Origin of the sequence: Frondihabitans peucedani (assembly GCF_039537585.1) — a bacterium.
GTDB classification, from domain to species: Bacteria; Actinomycetota; Actinomycetes; order Actinomycetales; family Microbacteriaceae; genus Frondihabitans; species Frondihabitans peucedani.
On record NZ_BAABAU010000003.1, the window covers coordinates 336,377 to 349,855 of the forward strand.

A 13,479-nucleotide genomic window follows, 5' to 3' on the forward strand; every position below is an offset into this window, starting at 1 on the left:
CGGGTCTTACGCGAACGCCTCCACCGGCGGGCACGCGCAGAACAGGTTGCGGTCGCCGTAGGCCTGGTCGACCCGGCGCACCGGCGGCCAGTACTTCGACCGGACCAGCGACCGCACCGGGTAGACGGCCTCCTCGCGGGAGTAGCCCTCCGACCACTCCCCCGCGATGACGGCCTCCGCGGTGTGCGGGGCTCCGCGGAGAGGCGACGCGTCGGCCGCCCACTCGCCGGATGCGACGCGGTCGGCCTCGTGCTTGATCGCGATCATGGCGTCGACGAACCGATCGATCTCGGCGAGGTCCTCGCTCTCGGTCGGCTCGACCATGAGGGTGCCCGCGACCGGGAACGACATCGTCGGCGCGTGGAAGCCGTAGTCGATGAGCCGCTTGGCGACGTCGTCGACCGTCACGCCGGTCTCGTCGCGGAGCGGCCGCAGGTCGAGGATGCACTCGTGCGCGACGAGTCCGCCCTCGCCGGCGTAGAGCACCGGGTAGTGGTCACGGAGCCGCACGGCGACGTAGTTCGCGGCCAGCACCGCAGCGCCGGTCGCCTCCTTCAGACCGGTCGTGCCCATCATGCGGACGTAGGCCCACGAGATCGGCAGGATGCTCGGGGATCCGTAGGGCGCGCCGCTCACGGGGACGCCGGCGTGCGCCAGCCGCTCGCCCGCAGCCGCCGCGGCAGCACCCGTGCGGCGGTCGGCCTGCTGGGCGAGCGGGTGCCCCGGCAGGAACGGTGCCAGGTGCGCCTTCGCCGCGACCGGGCCGACGCCGGGGCCGCCGCCGCCGTGCGGGATGCAGAACGTCTTGTGCAGGTTGAGGTGCGACACGTCGCCCCCGAACTCGCCGAAGCGGGCGAAGCCGAGGAGGGCGTTGAGATTCGCGCCGTCGACGTACACCTGGCCGCCGGCCTCGTGCACCGCGTCGGTGATCTCGCGGATGTCGTGCTCGTAGACGCCGTGGGTCGACGGGTACGTGACCATGAGCGCTGCCAGCTCGGACGCGTTGTCGCGGACCTTGGCGCGCAGGTCGTCGAGGTCGACGTTGCCCTGCTCGTCGCAGGCGACGACGACCACGCGGAGTCCGGCCAGGACCGCGCTGGCGGCGTTCGTGCCGTGCGCCGACTGCGGGATGAGGCAGACGGTGCGGGCCGCGTCGCCGCGGTCGAGGTGGTAGCCCCGGATCGCGAGAAGGCCGGCGAGCTCGCCCTGGCTTCCGGCGTTCGGCTGCAGCGAGACGGTGTCGTACCCGGTGACCTCGGCGAGCCAGCCCTCGAGCTGGCCGATGAGCGACAGGTAGCCGTCGACGTCGGACGCGGGCGCGAACGGGTGGATGTTCGCGAACTCGGGCCAGGTGACGGCGGCCATCTCGGTCGCGGCGTTGAGCTTCATCGTGCACGAGCCGAGCGGGATCATGCCCCGGTCGAGCGCATAGTCTTTGTCGGCCAGGTGCTTCAGGTAGCGCATCATGCTCGTCTCCGAGCGGTGCGTCCGGAACACCGGGTGCGTGAGGAAGTCGCTGGTGCGGAGCGCCTCGGCGGGCAGCGGCGACGCCTGGCCCGTGGGCACCTCGAAGCCGAGCAGCTCGCCGAGCACGACGAGATCGTCGCGCGTCGTCGTCTCGTCGGTCGAGACCGCCACCTCGTCGGCCGAGACCTCGAGGAGCAGGTAGCCGCGGTCGTGGGCCGCGCCGACGACCTCGGCCGCGCGACCGGGCACGCGGAACACGACGGTGTCGAAGAACGTGGCGGAACCGGTCTCGATGCCGGCCGCCTCGGCTCCTGCGGCGAGGTCGACAGCGTGCTGGTGCGTTCTCTTCGCGATGTGGGTGAGGCCCCACGGCCCGTGGTAGACCGCGTACATCGACGCCATGACCGCCAGGAGCACCTGCGCGGTGCAGATGTTGGAGGTCGCCTTCTCGCGGCGGATGTGCTGCTCGCGCGTCTGCAGGCTGAGCCGGTAGGCGGGGTTGCCGACCGCGTCTTGCGAGACGCCGACCAGGCGGCCGGGGAGCTGGCGCTCGAGGCCGGTGCGGACGGCCATGTAGCCGGCGTGCGGCCCGCCGAAGCCCATAGGCACGCCGAAGCGCTGGCTGGTGCCGACGGCGACGTCGGCTCCGAACTCGCCGGGCGCCGTCAGCAGGGTCAGGGCGAGGAGGTCGGCCGCGACGACGGCGAGGCCGCCGCCCAGGTGCACGCGGTCGACGACCGGGGCCGGGTTCCAGACGGCGCCCGAGGCGCCCGGGTACTGGACGAAGACTCCGAACGCGTCGGGGAGGTCGGCGACGTCGGTGGTCGCCAGGGGCAGCTCGACGAGATCGATGCCGACGGCTGCGGCACGGCCCCGGAGCAGCGCCTTCGTCTGCGGCAGCGCGTCGGAGTCGACGATGAACGCCTGGCTGGCGGCCTTCGATGCTCGGCGCGCGAGGAGCATGCCCTCGACGACCGCGGTCGACTCGTCGAGCATCGACGCGTTCGCCGTGGTGAGTCCGGTGAGCTCGGCGACCATCGTCTGGAAGTTGATCAGCGCCTCGAGGCGGCCCTGCGAGATCTCGGGCTGGTACGGCGTGTAGGCGGTGTACCAGCTCGGGTTCTCGAGCACATTGCGCTGGATGACGGCCGGGGTGACCGTGCCGTAGTAGCCGAGGCCGAGGAACGACCGGTTGACCCGGTTGCGATTCGCCAGCGTGCGGAGCTCGGCCAGCGTCTCCTGCTCGCCGATCGGCTCGGGGAGAATGCTCGCATCGAGGACGGCGGCGTGGATGCTGTCGGGGACGGCCTTCTGGACGAGCGCCTCGACGCTGTCGAAGTCGAGCGCGCCGAGCATCGCCTGCTGCTCGGCGGGCGTCGTGCCGATGTGGCGGTCGACGAAGCCCTCGGCGGCGGTGCCCTCGATGAGCCCGCCGGTGGTCTCGCTGCTCATGTCGGCGCTCATTCGGCGGTCAGGGCGACGTACTCGTCGCGGGAGAGGAGGGCGGGGAGGTCGCCCGAGAGCGTGATCCTGATCAGCCAGCCGTCGTCGAAGGGCGACGAGTTGACGAGGTCGGGGGCGTCGACGACGGCGTCGTTGATCTCGAGCACCGTGCCGAGGACGGGGGCGAAGAGCTCGCCGACCGACTTGGTCGACTCGATCTCGCCGACGACCTTGCCGGCCTCGACGTCGCTGCCCACCGCGGGGAGGTCGACGTACACGACGTCGCCGAGCTTGTCGGCCGCGTAGTCGGTGATGCCGACGGTCGCGGTGTCGCCGTCGATCAGGAGCCACTCGTGCTCGGCGGTGTACTTCAGGGTGGAGAGGTCAGACACGGGGTGAGCCTTTCAGGAGCGCTTGTAGAAGGGGAGCGCGACGACGGTCGCAGGAATGGTGGTGCCGCGGACGTCGACGCCGAGCCCGGTGCCGACCGCGGCGAGCGCAGGATCGACGTAGGCCATCGCGACGGGGTGGCCGAGCGTCGGAGAGAGGGCCCCGCTGGTGACCTCGCCGACGACGGCGCCCGCAGGATCGACGACGGCGTAGCCCGCCCGAGCGGCCCTGCGTCCGTCGAGGGTCAGTCCCACGAGCACGCGAGCGCCCTCCTCGGGCAGCGCGTTCTCGCGCCCGGCGAAGGACTCCTTCGTCAGATCGACGACGCGGCCGAGCCCGGCCTGCGCCGCACGGGTCTCGACTCCGAGCTCGTGCCCGTACAGCGGCATGCCCGCCTCGAGGCGGAGGGTGTCGCGGCTCGCGAGCCCGGCGGGGACGACGCCGCGGGGCGCGCCGGCCTCGGCGATCGCCCGCCAGAGGGTCGGCGCGGTCTCGGTGTCGAGGTAGAGCTCGAAGCCGTCTTCGCCCGTGTAGCCGGTGCGCGCGATCAGCACGGGGACGTCGTCGAAGGTGCCGCGGAGGACGCGGTAGTAGCGGAGCGTGGAGAGCGGGGCGTCGGGAGCGAGGCGATCCTGCGTGGTCAACTCGTCGAGGACGCCCTCCGCCTCGGGACCCTGGAGGGCGATGAGGGCAGTGTCGTCGCTCTCGTCGTCGACGGTGACGTCGAAGCCGTGCGCGCGGGTGGCGAGAGTGTCGAAGGCGACCTGCCGGTTGCCCGCGTTCGCGACGACCAGGAAGTCGTGGTCGTCGAGACGGTAGACGACGAGGTCGTCGAGGATGCCGCCCTGGTCGGCGAGGAGCAGGGAGTACTTCGCGCGGCCGACCGCGATGGTGGAGAGCGTGCCGGCGAGGGCCTGGTCGAGGAAGACTCCGGCGTCGGGGCCGACGACGGCGATCTCGGCCATGTGCGACAGGTCGAACAGGCCCGCCGCCTGGCGGACGGCATGGTGCTCCTGGAGGTCGGACGAGTACCGGACCGGCATCTGCCAGCCGGCGAAGTCGGTGAAGCTGGCGCCGGCCTCGACGTGGACGTCGTGAAGCGGGCTGTAGCGGGGCTCCTCCGCCTCGGGAGCGGGCGGGACGGTGCTATCGGTCATTCAGGACTCCGGGCTCGTCGAGCGTGATGGCAGGAATCCCCCTCTGTCATGAGCCTGAGAGTTTCGCCGCGCCCTGGCTGGGACGCGGCTTTCACCGTCGGCGAGGCGCGCTGGTCTGCTCCTGCTTTTCAGAGTGGCCACCGTGCTTCAGCACGACACGACGCGGTACGTCTACCTGAGAGATTGGCGGGGAAGCTTGCTCCTTCGGTGGTCGACCGTGAAGGTCGAGCACTCTCCCGCGCCGTGGTGATGGCCGATGTTCGATTGTGGGTCGAGCCTAGCAAGAGCCGCGTTTCCGGCGCGTGACGGAGTGCGCTTCCGGCAGGCATCCGGCCCTGTAGATTCATGGCATGGACCGTGACGCCTCATCGCCGGGACTCGCGTGCGTCGTCCTGGCCCACGGCGATCCTGAGCAGGTTCACCGACTCGTCGAAGCGCTCGATCCCTTCCCGGTGTACCTGCACGTCGACTCGAGGACGAGTGACGACGTGTTCCGCCAGATCACGAGCGGCCTGCCGAGCCGCTGCGTGATCCTGCCGCGGCGCCGGACCGGCTGGGCCACCTGGGGCGCCGTCGAGGCCGAGATCGAGGGCTACCGCGAGGCTCTCTCGCACCCCGGGATCACCCACGTCGCGCTGATGACGGGCGCCGACTACCCCCTCGCCTCCAGCGACGAGATCCGCGCGTTCCTCGGCGAGCACCGCGACGAGTCGTTCACCATGTTCACGACGCTGCCCTACGTCAACTGGGGCAGGTCGGGCGGCTTCGACCGCCTGCGCTACCGCCACTGGGCCCGCGGCAAGCGGATGATCCGGCTGCCCGTCCCGAGGCGTCTCCCCGCCGACGTGCGGTTCGCCGGCGGCTCGACCTCGAAGATGCTGACCGTCGAGCACGCTCGCGCGGTCGTCCGCACCTACGACTCCGAGCCCGACCTGGCAGCCTTCTGGCGGCGCACCTGGGCGCCCGACGAGACCTTCATCGCCTCGGTCGTCAACACGCCGCGCTTCGTTCCCGGCTGGGCCGACCACCACGTCTCGACGCCGCTCTGGTGGATCGACTGGAGCGGGGCGCGCAAGAAGAGCCCGCCGTGGCTCGACGAGAGTGCACTGCCCTCCCTCCTCGCGCGCCGACTCGCCGACGATCAGGCTGTGCCGTGCCTGTTCGCCCGCAAGTTCTCGACCGAGGTCTCAGGGCCGCTGATGGACGAGCTCGACCGGGCCTTCGGGCTGCGGGGGGCTGTGCGGCGCTGATCCTGCGCCGTGGGGAGCAGATGCCCGGAAAGGGAGCCCCCACTCTCCGGTCGACGTCTCGCCTGGCTCGGGAGGTCGTCACACGGGGTCGGGCGCGTCGCCGCTCGTGGAGAAAGGCCGGAGTTCCCGAACCCGGGCCATCTCGACGAATTCCTCGGCATCGACTTCGGTTATCGGCTCGAAGTCGTGATCGTTGCGGTTCTGCAACCACAGGCCCAGGGTGTGATGTGCATCGGACTGCCAGTGGCCGTCTCGTCCGACGTAGGAGTCTTCCGGTAGACCATCGCCACCGATGATGCGGCGGTACACAGAGCTCGGCTTCGGACCCTCAGGAGACCAGGAGTATTCCGCGAAGTACTGTGCGCTCACCAGGATGTCCTTTCCGCGCCGGGGCGGCCTCCGTGCTTCTGAGACAACGCTAACGGCAGCAGGCGACGACCTCAGAAAGGCTCCACGTCGAAACCCAGAGATCCGACAGCCGCGATGAACGACTCTGCATCGTGTTCCGACTGGACCTCGAAGTCCCCGTCTCCTTGACCCAGCAGCCAGGCCCACAGTGTGCCCGACTTGTCCCATCTCCATTCCAAGGACCGCGCGAAGGAGAAATCAGTAGGTGCCCCGCCCTCTTCCTCCCGCTTGAAGAGCCCGACTTGCCGACGGCCGTTCTCGGCGGCCATGAAGGATGCGTAGAACGTCGTCGTCACGAGTCCGCCCTCGGGCCCGAGGGCTGCCAACGGGGCGGCAGCGGACGCGAGCGCTTGTCACCTGCGGGGGGCCGAGACGGGTCGTCGTGCACCCGCAGGCCCCCTTCCTCGCCCGGCGCTTCGTCGCGCGTCACAGTCATGATCCGCCCCTCTCGCGCAGACTTCGTCGAAGGGTGTCCAGCGAAGCAACGGTCGACGCCGAATCTGAAATCGTTCCGAGAGCCGGGTCAACATCCTGGCTCGTTCGAAGGTCGTTCACTGCCTCGGAAGGACTCAGGCCCAGTTCTTTCCGGTCCGACAGGAGCGACGACCATGCCACCCCCGCATTCATGGCCCGCTCGTTCTCGTCGTCGGCAACCGCCCACCCCGCTGCACCTTCGGCATCCGACCACCAGAGGGTTCCGTAGAGAACGTCTTGGCACTCCACCGTGCGAACCTCGATCTGTCCCTGTGGACGGTTGAAATAGGACACTGGCCCAGAGACCTGAGTCCCGTGCACGTCATCGCGAAGACTCCCCTGATAGTCCTCAGGAAAATCGCTATCGCTGTCCATGCGACGATCCTTCCGCACTTGTGCTATCTCGTGTCGGGAAGGACCTCCTGGAACAGGAACCGAAACAGATGTGTCCTAGCATCCCCTGCGTGCCTCCGCCTGAAGTGGCGTGCAGACGTAGGGTGTCGAACTAGGGCAGGGGGAAAGGCTCTGGCAATTTCCCCAGGGTGCAGATCTCCTCGGTGCTCAAGGACGCCACCTTCGAGAACGATGCTGCCGCGATCGCCAGGACTCCACCGTCGATGAAAGACAGGATCCATCCGTCAGGCGAGTGAAGTCGAACCTCGCTGCCAGTGCTCTCGACTGAGTAATCCTTCGCAGGAACGATCGAACGCTCGTCTGACGTCGAAATGAGAGCTCTGTCGTATCGCCAGTGGGACACCATGTACCAGGCCGCGTACTTTCGAACCGCTTCGAAATCAGAGCTCAACACCTCCGCGTGGGGAAGGTCATTCCTCATTCCGGTTCCGAAGACAAACTGGCCATCTAAAGACCACAGTGCGAGGTTCGAATCGACATCGCTCAATCGAATCAAGTAGCCGCCGCCTGATATCTCCCGGTCGAAGTTGAGATTTCTACCCCACACCGCAAGCTGAGCCGCCTCATCAGCGAACACGGTGACCTCCAAGCATGCCGAACTCTCGCTCAGAGAGATCCACGTTGAGGTACGCCTCTACTCAGCCGCCGTTTCACGCGTGGAGAAAGGCCGGAGCTCCCGAATCCGGGCCATCTCGATGAACTCGTCAGCCTGCGACGAGGTGATCTCCTCGAGATCCATGTCACCGCGCCCCATGAGAAAGGAGCCCAGAGAGTAGCGGGAGTCTTCTGTCCACACGCCCCCTCTGCCCACGTAGTAGTCGCGAGGCGGACCTTCGACCGGCAGATCACGCCGAAAGACTGCGGTTGGAAGTCTCTCTCCGCGGAGCTCGGTGTACTCGACAAAGTACTTCTGCACGTGCTCAGTCATCGATCGTCGACAACTCAGCCAGCGTCGCAACGCTTCGGGTTTCAATCGAGCGAATGGAACCCGCGCTTGCTGGGATGTCGGGCGACAACGCTAAGCGCCGGACCGCCTCCGAGGGCGACAGACCATCGGTCTTGGCTTCCTTGAGCTTCGGCGACCAGGTCAATCCCACGTTGAAGGCGATGTCACCGCCCGACTCGCGCGCTTTGTATCCCGCGGCGAACTCGGTGTCCGAGAACCAGAGGTACCCCATGATCTGTCCGTCGCGCTCCACCGAGAAGAACTGGACTGGTCCGTCAGGCTGCTTGTTGTAGGTCGTTTCAGGGTTTAACGGAGCCCAGTGAACGGGCGCCGTCATGCGCCGAGACCGTCGTTCTCGTTCAGTCATGCAAGCCCCCTCCTGAAGACATCGATCTTGTCGGCCACACATCATTCAAAGACTCTTCGCCTTCTCTATCAGAGCTCGGTAGAACGCCGCTTTTTCGGTGAGAGAGCCGGGCACGAGACAAGCCGAGCCCCAACCAACCGTCTCGCCGGCCTCGATCTCCGCCGTCGCCTCCGACGGCTTCAGCCCTCTTTCCCACTTCGAACGCAGCAGGCCCGCCCATAAAAGCCCCGCGTTGGCCGCGGTATCCCCAGCCCGACGCAGACTCACATATCCGGCGGCATCTTCGTCGTCCGAGAAGTAGAAGAACGCGATCAGTTGACCCTCTCGCTCCACGCGGCCATACGTGATCTCGCTCCGGTTTGCTCACGTACGTCTTTCGAGGTCCATTCCGTTTCCAGTGAGGGTCTTCAGAGAGCGGGCCGAGCGATTCCACGGGCAGGTCTGCCTCTGTCATGGAACCGCTCCCCCTTCATCGGTGATCCGTTCCCACTTCGTCAACGATGCAACCCCTGACAATGTCTTCACGCTAGCTGTTCTCGCCCGAGTAGGGCTTTGGGCAGACGACGCCCGCCTGGCCAGCTTGCCGTGTCCGGCTCTTTCACACTCCACCTCCGCTGACCGCTTCTAGGGGCGGTGATTCCGACCGGTAGGACGGTCGGAGACTGGATGAAACAGAGTTACGGCCAGTTCTGTTTTCCCCACGCCCAGGCCAACACCCGACGGAGGCGGCGTTCGTCACCGGCCATCATGAAGAAGCGGCCAACGACGCGAGAGCCGCGTATGAATCGGCAGTCCGAACCACAGAGCCCGGAACGAGATGGCCACAACCTTCGCCAGGCGACTGGCCGCCTTCCATTTCACGGATGGCTTGGGCTGGCTTCAGCTTTCGTTCCCAGTGAAACATGAAGAGATCGAACCAAAGCATCGAGACGTTACCCCCGAAGTCACCAGCACTCGAAACGTTGATGAACCCAAGAGCATCTTCGACTGCCGACGTGTACACGTATCCGAGGAGCCGACCGGCCTCCCTGACCTCACCGAAAACAACTGGACCCGCGGGCTTTTCGACGAAGCCGGTCGGTGGACTCACGAGCCTTGAGTGCAGGTCATCGGACAGAGGGCCGCCCGGTTCCAGAGGTTCACTGTTAGGCACGATTAACCCACTTCTCCCCCGGAATGACTGCCGTCATGAGCCGCCTAGTCACGGAAACACGAATCCGGAGACAGAGACAAAATCTGTGATGGTCTGGGCGGGGAGGACGACAGATCGCTCAGTACCCCGCCCTGCTCCTTGTAATTGACATCGACATGCGTATTCGCGTTCAACATGAGTGAGCTGACGTCAGACCGGAAGTGGGAAAGGCTCAGGAAGGCGACCCAGGTCGCAGATCTGCTCAGCGGTGAACGGCACAACGCGCGAGAAGGACGCTGCGGCTTTCACTCGGTCACCTGCCCCAGTGAATGTCGCTGTCCAACCATCCGGAGAGCGAAGCTGGACAGCTGCCTCATAGGAAGCGTCAATTTGGAAGCCTGGACCTGGCTCATCGGATTTCGGATCGATGGTCATGAGCTGGCCCTTGGCGTAACGCCAACTCCACACCATGTACCAGGCCGCGTAGCGCACCACCACGTCGGGCTCGAGGCTCGAAACAATGGGTTTCGGCGCGTTGCTGCGCATACCCCGGCCGAAGATATACGTCGCCCCCGGTTGCCAGAGTGCGATATTCGTGTCGACGTCGCTCAGACGAACGATAAACGGGCCGTCATCGAGACGATCCTCGAAGAGGAAGTTCTTGCCCCACCGCTCAATCTGCGCGGGGATCTCGACCGACGACACGGTTCTCACTTTAGGACTTCCCCGATCCAGGCTCACCCTTAGCCGCATTCGCCAGATCTCGTCGACGAATTTGCTGGGTACGGAAGCGGCACCCCATCGGAAGGTTGGAATAGGTCACAGAGTTTTGAAGGCACTCAGTCGTCGACGGTCGAGAGCTCACGCAGGTTGCGGACGCTTCGGGTCTCGGGAGAGGCAATGGAGCCCACACTTGAGGGCAGGTCAGCGGACGAAGCCAAACGCAGAACCGCTTCCGAGGGCAACATACCGTTGGCCTTGGCTTCCTTAAGCTTCGGTGCCCACACAAAACCGACGTTGAAGGCGATGTCGCCCATCGACTCCCGAGGTGTGTATCCAGCGGCATATTCTGCGTCCGAGAACCAGAGGTATCCGACGATTCGCTCGCCAAGCTCGATCGAGAGAAATTCAATTGGACCATCTGGCGAATCGCTGTAAGTGCTGTCAGGGTTTAACGGGATCCAATGAATGGGTGCTGTCATTCGCCGAGACCGACGTATTGGCTCGTTCATGGAAGAACCCTCCCGAACACGTGGTATTTCCCCTCGAGAAGGACAACTCGGTCTACCTCGTAAGTCATGTTTCTTCCCAGAAGAAGTTCGTGTTCATTTGGACTAAGGGTAATTCCCTCGAGGTAGCCCGCGGGCGTCGCCGGCGGAACTTCTAGATGCAGGAGGGCCGCAGTCGCGTCCCAGGGCGGGTTCCCGAATGACGTCGACATGTACGCGGGCTCCGTGAACTGGTCGCCGACCATCTGAAATACGGGTCTATTGATGAATTCGAGATCCGTGGCTCGTTCAACGATGACTGCCTCCGGGACGGGCACTGCTGATAGTGCCTTGTCGATGCCAGCGATATTCCCCGAGTAGACTTCAAGACCGTTTCCGGTGCGGAGCGCAGTATTCAGATCTTCTGAATTGCCGAATATGGGCGGATCGCCCGTATACGCGACCGTTGGAACGCGCTCACCGGCTGGCAGTTCCTCCATGGTCTTACCCCACACGGCGGTGCCATAGCGATCACCCGAGAACATGTTGAAGCCCTTGGCGCGGGTCAGTTGCTCCGATGACGCATAGTCGAAGGCAGCTTTGGGGTCTGATACGGCCAGCTGAGCAAAGTCGTCTCGGGACATGACTGGCGAATGCCCCGGCGAATCACCCGCAAGAGACTCTCCTGCCGCGGTGCCTGCCGTTTCTGGGTCGGTCGCATTGTTGGATGCAGAATCGTTCGCATCAACCCCGCCGTGACCCGACGCGTCGTCATGACCCTGAACAGCGTCGTGGACGGATGCAGGTTTGTGCTCCGATACCACATGATGCGGCCCAGCACCGTGCCCGCCATCCCCCGGCACCCGCTCGCCATAACGCGGCGGAGCGTCGTCGACAGCTGTGTGCGAAGCGGCAGGCGGGTGCTCCGCACCCGAACCGCTCCCGGCCGAACCGCCGCCACCAGAACCACCACCCGCCGCATCGGGCGCAGCCGCCGACTCGACACGATCGATCGACAGGTGCCCCGGCACCACCACCCCGTCGGGCGTCATCCGCGCCGGCTCCCATGACACCTCGACCCGCGGCATCCGGTCGCCCACGTTCCGCAGCGCGTCGGCCAACGACCCGCGGAGCGCCGACGACCCGAGCCGGATCGACTCTCCCGCGATCCTGACGCCCTCACCCGCCCGGAGGGCCAGGTCGGCGCCGCCCTTCAGGAGGAGCGAACCGGCCGGCACGAGGAAGTCGGCCGCGTGGCCGCCGATCGACGCGACACGGGCTCCGAGGCTGCCCGTCTTCAGTGCGCTCGCGACGTCGGCTCCGGGAATGAAGAAGGTGCCGACGTTGCCGAGGGTCTCGCCGAAGGCCTCGGCGGGGTGGTCCTTCCAGCGGTCGGCGACGACGATGCCCTTTGCCGCGTTGACGACGGCATCCTGACCGGCGATGTTCATGTCGCGCATGGCGACCAGACCCGCGGGCGCGTCGTCGGGGATCAGCCGGGAGGCCCAGGCTATGGGGTCGCCGATCTTCGACACACCCAGGACGAGCGTGCCGAGGCCGACCCACGCCTGGCCCCAGGCTTCCCCGTCGCCGTAGATGTCTTTCTGCGGGTTGTAGCCGGCGACGAGCGACACCACGCCCTGGTACAGGTGCACCCCCGACTGACCGATGCCGTAGACCACGCCCTCGCGGCAGTCGCGCTTCTGCTCGACCCGCTCGCCCCACGGGAGCTTCACGCCGGGCTGCCGCAGCTGCCACGCCTCGACCTTCGTGACCTTCGCCACGCACGAGTTCTCGACCTCCCTGGTGATCGCATTGGCGCAGTCCGCCTCGGCGTTCTGGAGCTTCGCGTACAGGTCGGCGTACTCGCCGAGGAGCCGCGTGTTGGTGGCGACGCTCGGGCCGTGCTCCTTCCAGCTGATCGTCGTGGCCTTGACGTGCGAGTAGTCGGGGATAGCGCCCGACGACGACTCGGCCACGGCCTTGTACTCGGGGTTCTGCGGGTCGCTGGCCGACACGTAGACGCCGCCGTCGATCGTCTGACGGAACGCGCAGGCCTCCTCGTAGAGGGCGGAGAGCTTCGCGGCGAGGGGCGCCATCGTGTCGGCATATCCGCTGATGGCGGCAGAGACCCGCTTGAGGCGGTCGCCGAAGTCGTCGGTGTCGGTCTTGACAGGATCCATCACGGCCAGGAGCTGCTCGCGCTCCGGAGCCTCCTGGTAGGGCGTGCCGAGCCCCGCCCACGCGGTGTGCACGGCCTCCCCGCGGCTCCGCACCGCCTTCGACGACGCCAGGAGCGTGTCGGCGGCGTTCGCGACGAGGGTCGGCTGGAGATCGGGGCCGTCCATGCGGCTCGGCTCGATCCGCCCGTCGCCGACGTAGGCCGGTGCGGTGGAGTGCCCTGAAGCGGGCCCGGATCCGAGCATCAGTCGCCCTCGGTGCGGCTCAGCACGGTCAGGTCGCCGGTCGAGAACGCGGTGGTCATCGCAGTGGTCGTCGCAGCTTCCATCTGCTCGTCGCCGTGGACGTAGGCGAGGGCCGCGAGCGTCGCCCCGTTGAGACCGGCGGAGATGCGCGTGCCCACGTCGCCGAGAGCGGACTTCTGGTCGGTGAGGAAGGTCGCCAGAGCCTGACCGACGATGCCGTCGCCTCCGCTGCCCTGCACCACGTCGGCCGTCGCCGATTCGACGTCGTCGAGGGCGGTGCCGAGCTCGCTCGCGCGGTCGCCCACCGCCTGGAGCACCCTCTGCACCCCCGCGGGATCCATCTTGTAGCCGCTCATGAAGCCCCCCTCGCAAGTCGCCATCCACCCTAGCGAAGGGC

The 13,479-nt window shown here is 66.6% G+C and carries 16 protein-coding genes and 2 riboswitches; of the genes, 1 reads left to right on the forward strand and 15 read right to left on the reverse strand.

From position 1 onward, the window contains the following. Nucleotides 1–6 precede the first annotated feature (6 nt). The 3 genes from gcvP to gcvT are packed head-to-tail and all read right to left on the reverse strand — an operon-like array spanning nt 7 to nt 4,457. Nucleotides 7–2,919, reverse strand: coding sequence for an aminomethyl-transferring glycine dehydrogenase (gcvP, locus tag ABD733_RS12995; RefSeq protein ID WP_344796865.1), 2,913 nt, complete (start codon nt 2,917–2,919; stop codon nt 7–9). 8 nt (nt 2,920–2,927) lie between these two features. Continuing rightward, a complete protein-coding gene (gene gcvH, locus ABD733_RS13000; protein WP_344796867.1) occupies nt 2,928–3,302 on the reverse strand; it encodes a glycine cleavage system protein GcvH in 375 nt (124 codons plus the stop codon). A 12-nt stretch (nt 3,303–3,314) separates the two neighbouring features. Then, nucleotides 3,315–4,457 carry a glycine cleavage system aminomethyltransferase GcvT gene (gene gcvT, locus ABD733_RS13005; RefSeq protein WP_344796869.1) on the reverse strand — a complete coding sequence of 381 codons (1,143 nt, stop codon included), beginning with the start codon at nt 4,455–4,457 and terminating at the stop codon, nt 3,315–3,317. A 33-nt stretch (nt 4,458–4,490) separates the two neighbouring features. Next, nucleotides 4,491–4,599, reverse strand: a riboswitch (glycine riboswitch). 11 nt (nt 4,600–4,610) lie between these two features. Then, a riboswitch (glycine riboswitch) is annotated at nt 4,611–4,706 on the reverse strand. 101 nt (nt 4,707–4,807) lie between these two features. Between gcvT and ABD733_RS13010 the strand changes: the two genes are divergently transcribed. Next, nucleotides 4,808–5,707: a beta-1,6-N-acetylglucosaminyltransferase gene (locus ABD733_RS13010; RefSeq protein WP_344796871.1), complete on the forward strand. Its 900-nt coding sequence runs from the start codon at nt 4,808–4,810 to the stop codon at nt 5,705–5,707. 78 nt (nt 5,708–5,785) lie between these two features. Here the strand turns inward: ABD733_RS13010 and ABD733_RS13015 are convergent, their stop codons facing one another. From ABD733_RS13015 to ABD733_RS13070, 12 genes are all read right to left on the reverse strand, one after another. Then, the gene (locus ABD733_RS13015) at nt 5,786–6,076 is read right to left on the reverse strand and encodes a hypothetical protein (protein ID WP_344796873.1); all 291 of its coding nucleotides are present in this window, start codon (nt 6,074–6,076) and stop codon (nt 5,786–5,788) included. Between the two features lie 71 nt (nt 6,077–6,147). Continuing rightward, on the reverse strand, nt 6,148–6,411 hold the full coding sequence (locus tag ABD733_RS13020) for a hypothetical protein (RefSeq protein WP_344796875.1): 264 nt from the start codon (nt 6,409–6,411) through the stop codon (nt 6,148–6,150). A 136-nt stretch (nt 6,412–6,547) separates the two neighbouring features. After that, entirely contained in the window at nt 6,548–6,964 is a 417-nt protein-coding gene (locus tag ABD733_RS13025) for a hypothetical protein (RefSeq protein WP_344796877.1), read from the reverse strand. A gap of 130 nt (nt 6,965–7,094) precedes the next feature. Then, nucleotides 7,095–7,592: a hypothetical protein gene (locus tag ABD733_RS13030; protein WP_344796879.1), complete on the reverse strand. Its 498-nt coding sequence runs from the start codon at nt 7,590–7,592 to the stop codon at nt 7,095–7,097. 45 nt (nt 7,593–7,637) lie between these two features. Then, nucleotides 7,638–7,919 carry a hypothetical protein gene (locus ABD733_RS13035; protein ID WP_344796881.1) on the reverse strand — a complete coding sequence of 94 codons (282 nt, stop codon included), beginning with the start codon at nt 7,917–7,919 and terminating at the stop codon, nt 7,638–7,640. 4 nt (nt 7,920–7,923) lie between these two features. Beyond that, the gene (locus ABD733_RS13040; protein ID WP_344796883.1) at nt 7,924–8,316 is read right to left on the reverse strand and encodes a hypothetical protein; all 393 of its coding nucleotides are present in this window, start codon (nt 8,314–8,316) and stop codon (nt 7,924–7,926) included. Nucleotides 8,317–8,361: 45 nt separating this feature from the next. Beyond that, nucleotides 8,362–8,649, reverse strand: a complete 288-nt coding sequence (locus tag ABD733_RS13045; protein ID WP_344796885.1) for a hypothetical protein — start codon at nt 8,647–8,649, stop codon at nt 8,362–8,364. Between the two features lie 412 nt (nt 8,650–9,061). Next, nucleotides 9,062–9,406: a hypothetical protein gene (locus ABD733_RS13050; protein WP_344796887.1), complete on the reverse strand. Its 345-nt coding sequence runs from the start codon at nt 9,404–9,406 to the stop codon at nt 9,062–9,064. A 252-nt stretch (nt 9,407–9,658) separates the two neighbouring features. Continuing rightward, nucleotides 9,659–10,153: a hypothetical protein gene (locus tag ABD733_RS13055; RefSeq protein WP_344796889.1), complete on the reverse strand. Its 495-nt coding sequence runs from the start codon at nt 10,151–10,153 to the stop codon at nt 9,659–9,661. 134 nt (nt 10,154–10,287) lie between these two features. Next, on the reverse strand, nt 10,288–10,650 hold the full coding sequence (locus ABD733_RS13060) for a hypothetical protein (protein WP_344796891.1): 363 nt from the start codon (nt 10,648–10,650) through the stop codon (nt 10,288–10,290). Nucleotides 10,651–10,676: 26 nt separating this feature from the next. Further along, a complete protein-coding gene (locus ABD733_RS13065; RefSeq protein ID WP_344796893.1) occupies nt 10,677–12,911 on the reverse strand; it encodes an ADP-ribosyltransferase in 2,235 nt (744 codons plus the stop codon). Between the two features lie 170 nt (nt 12,912–13,081). Then, complete coding sequence (locus ABD733_RS13070; protein ID WP_344796895.1) at nt 13,082–13,438, reverse strand: DUF6507 family protein; 357 nt, start codon at nt 13,436–13,438, stop codon at nt 13,082–13,084. Between the last annotated feature and the right edge of the window lie 41 nt (nt 13,439–13,479).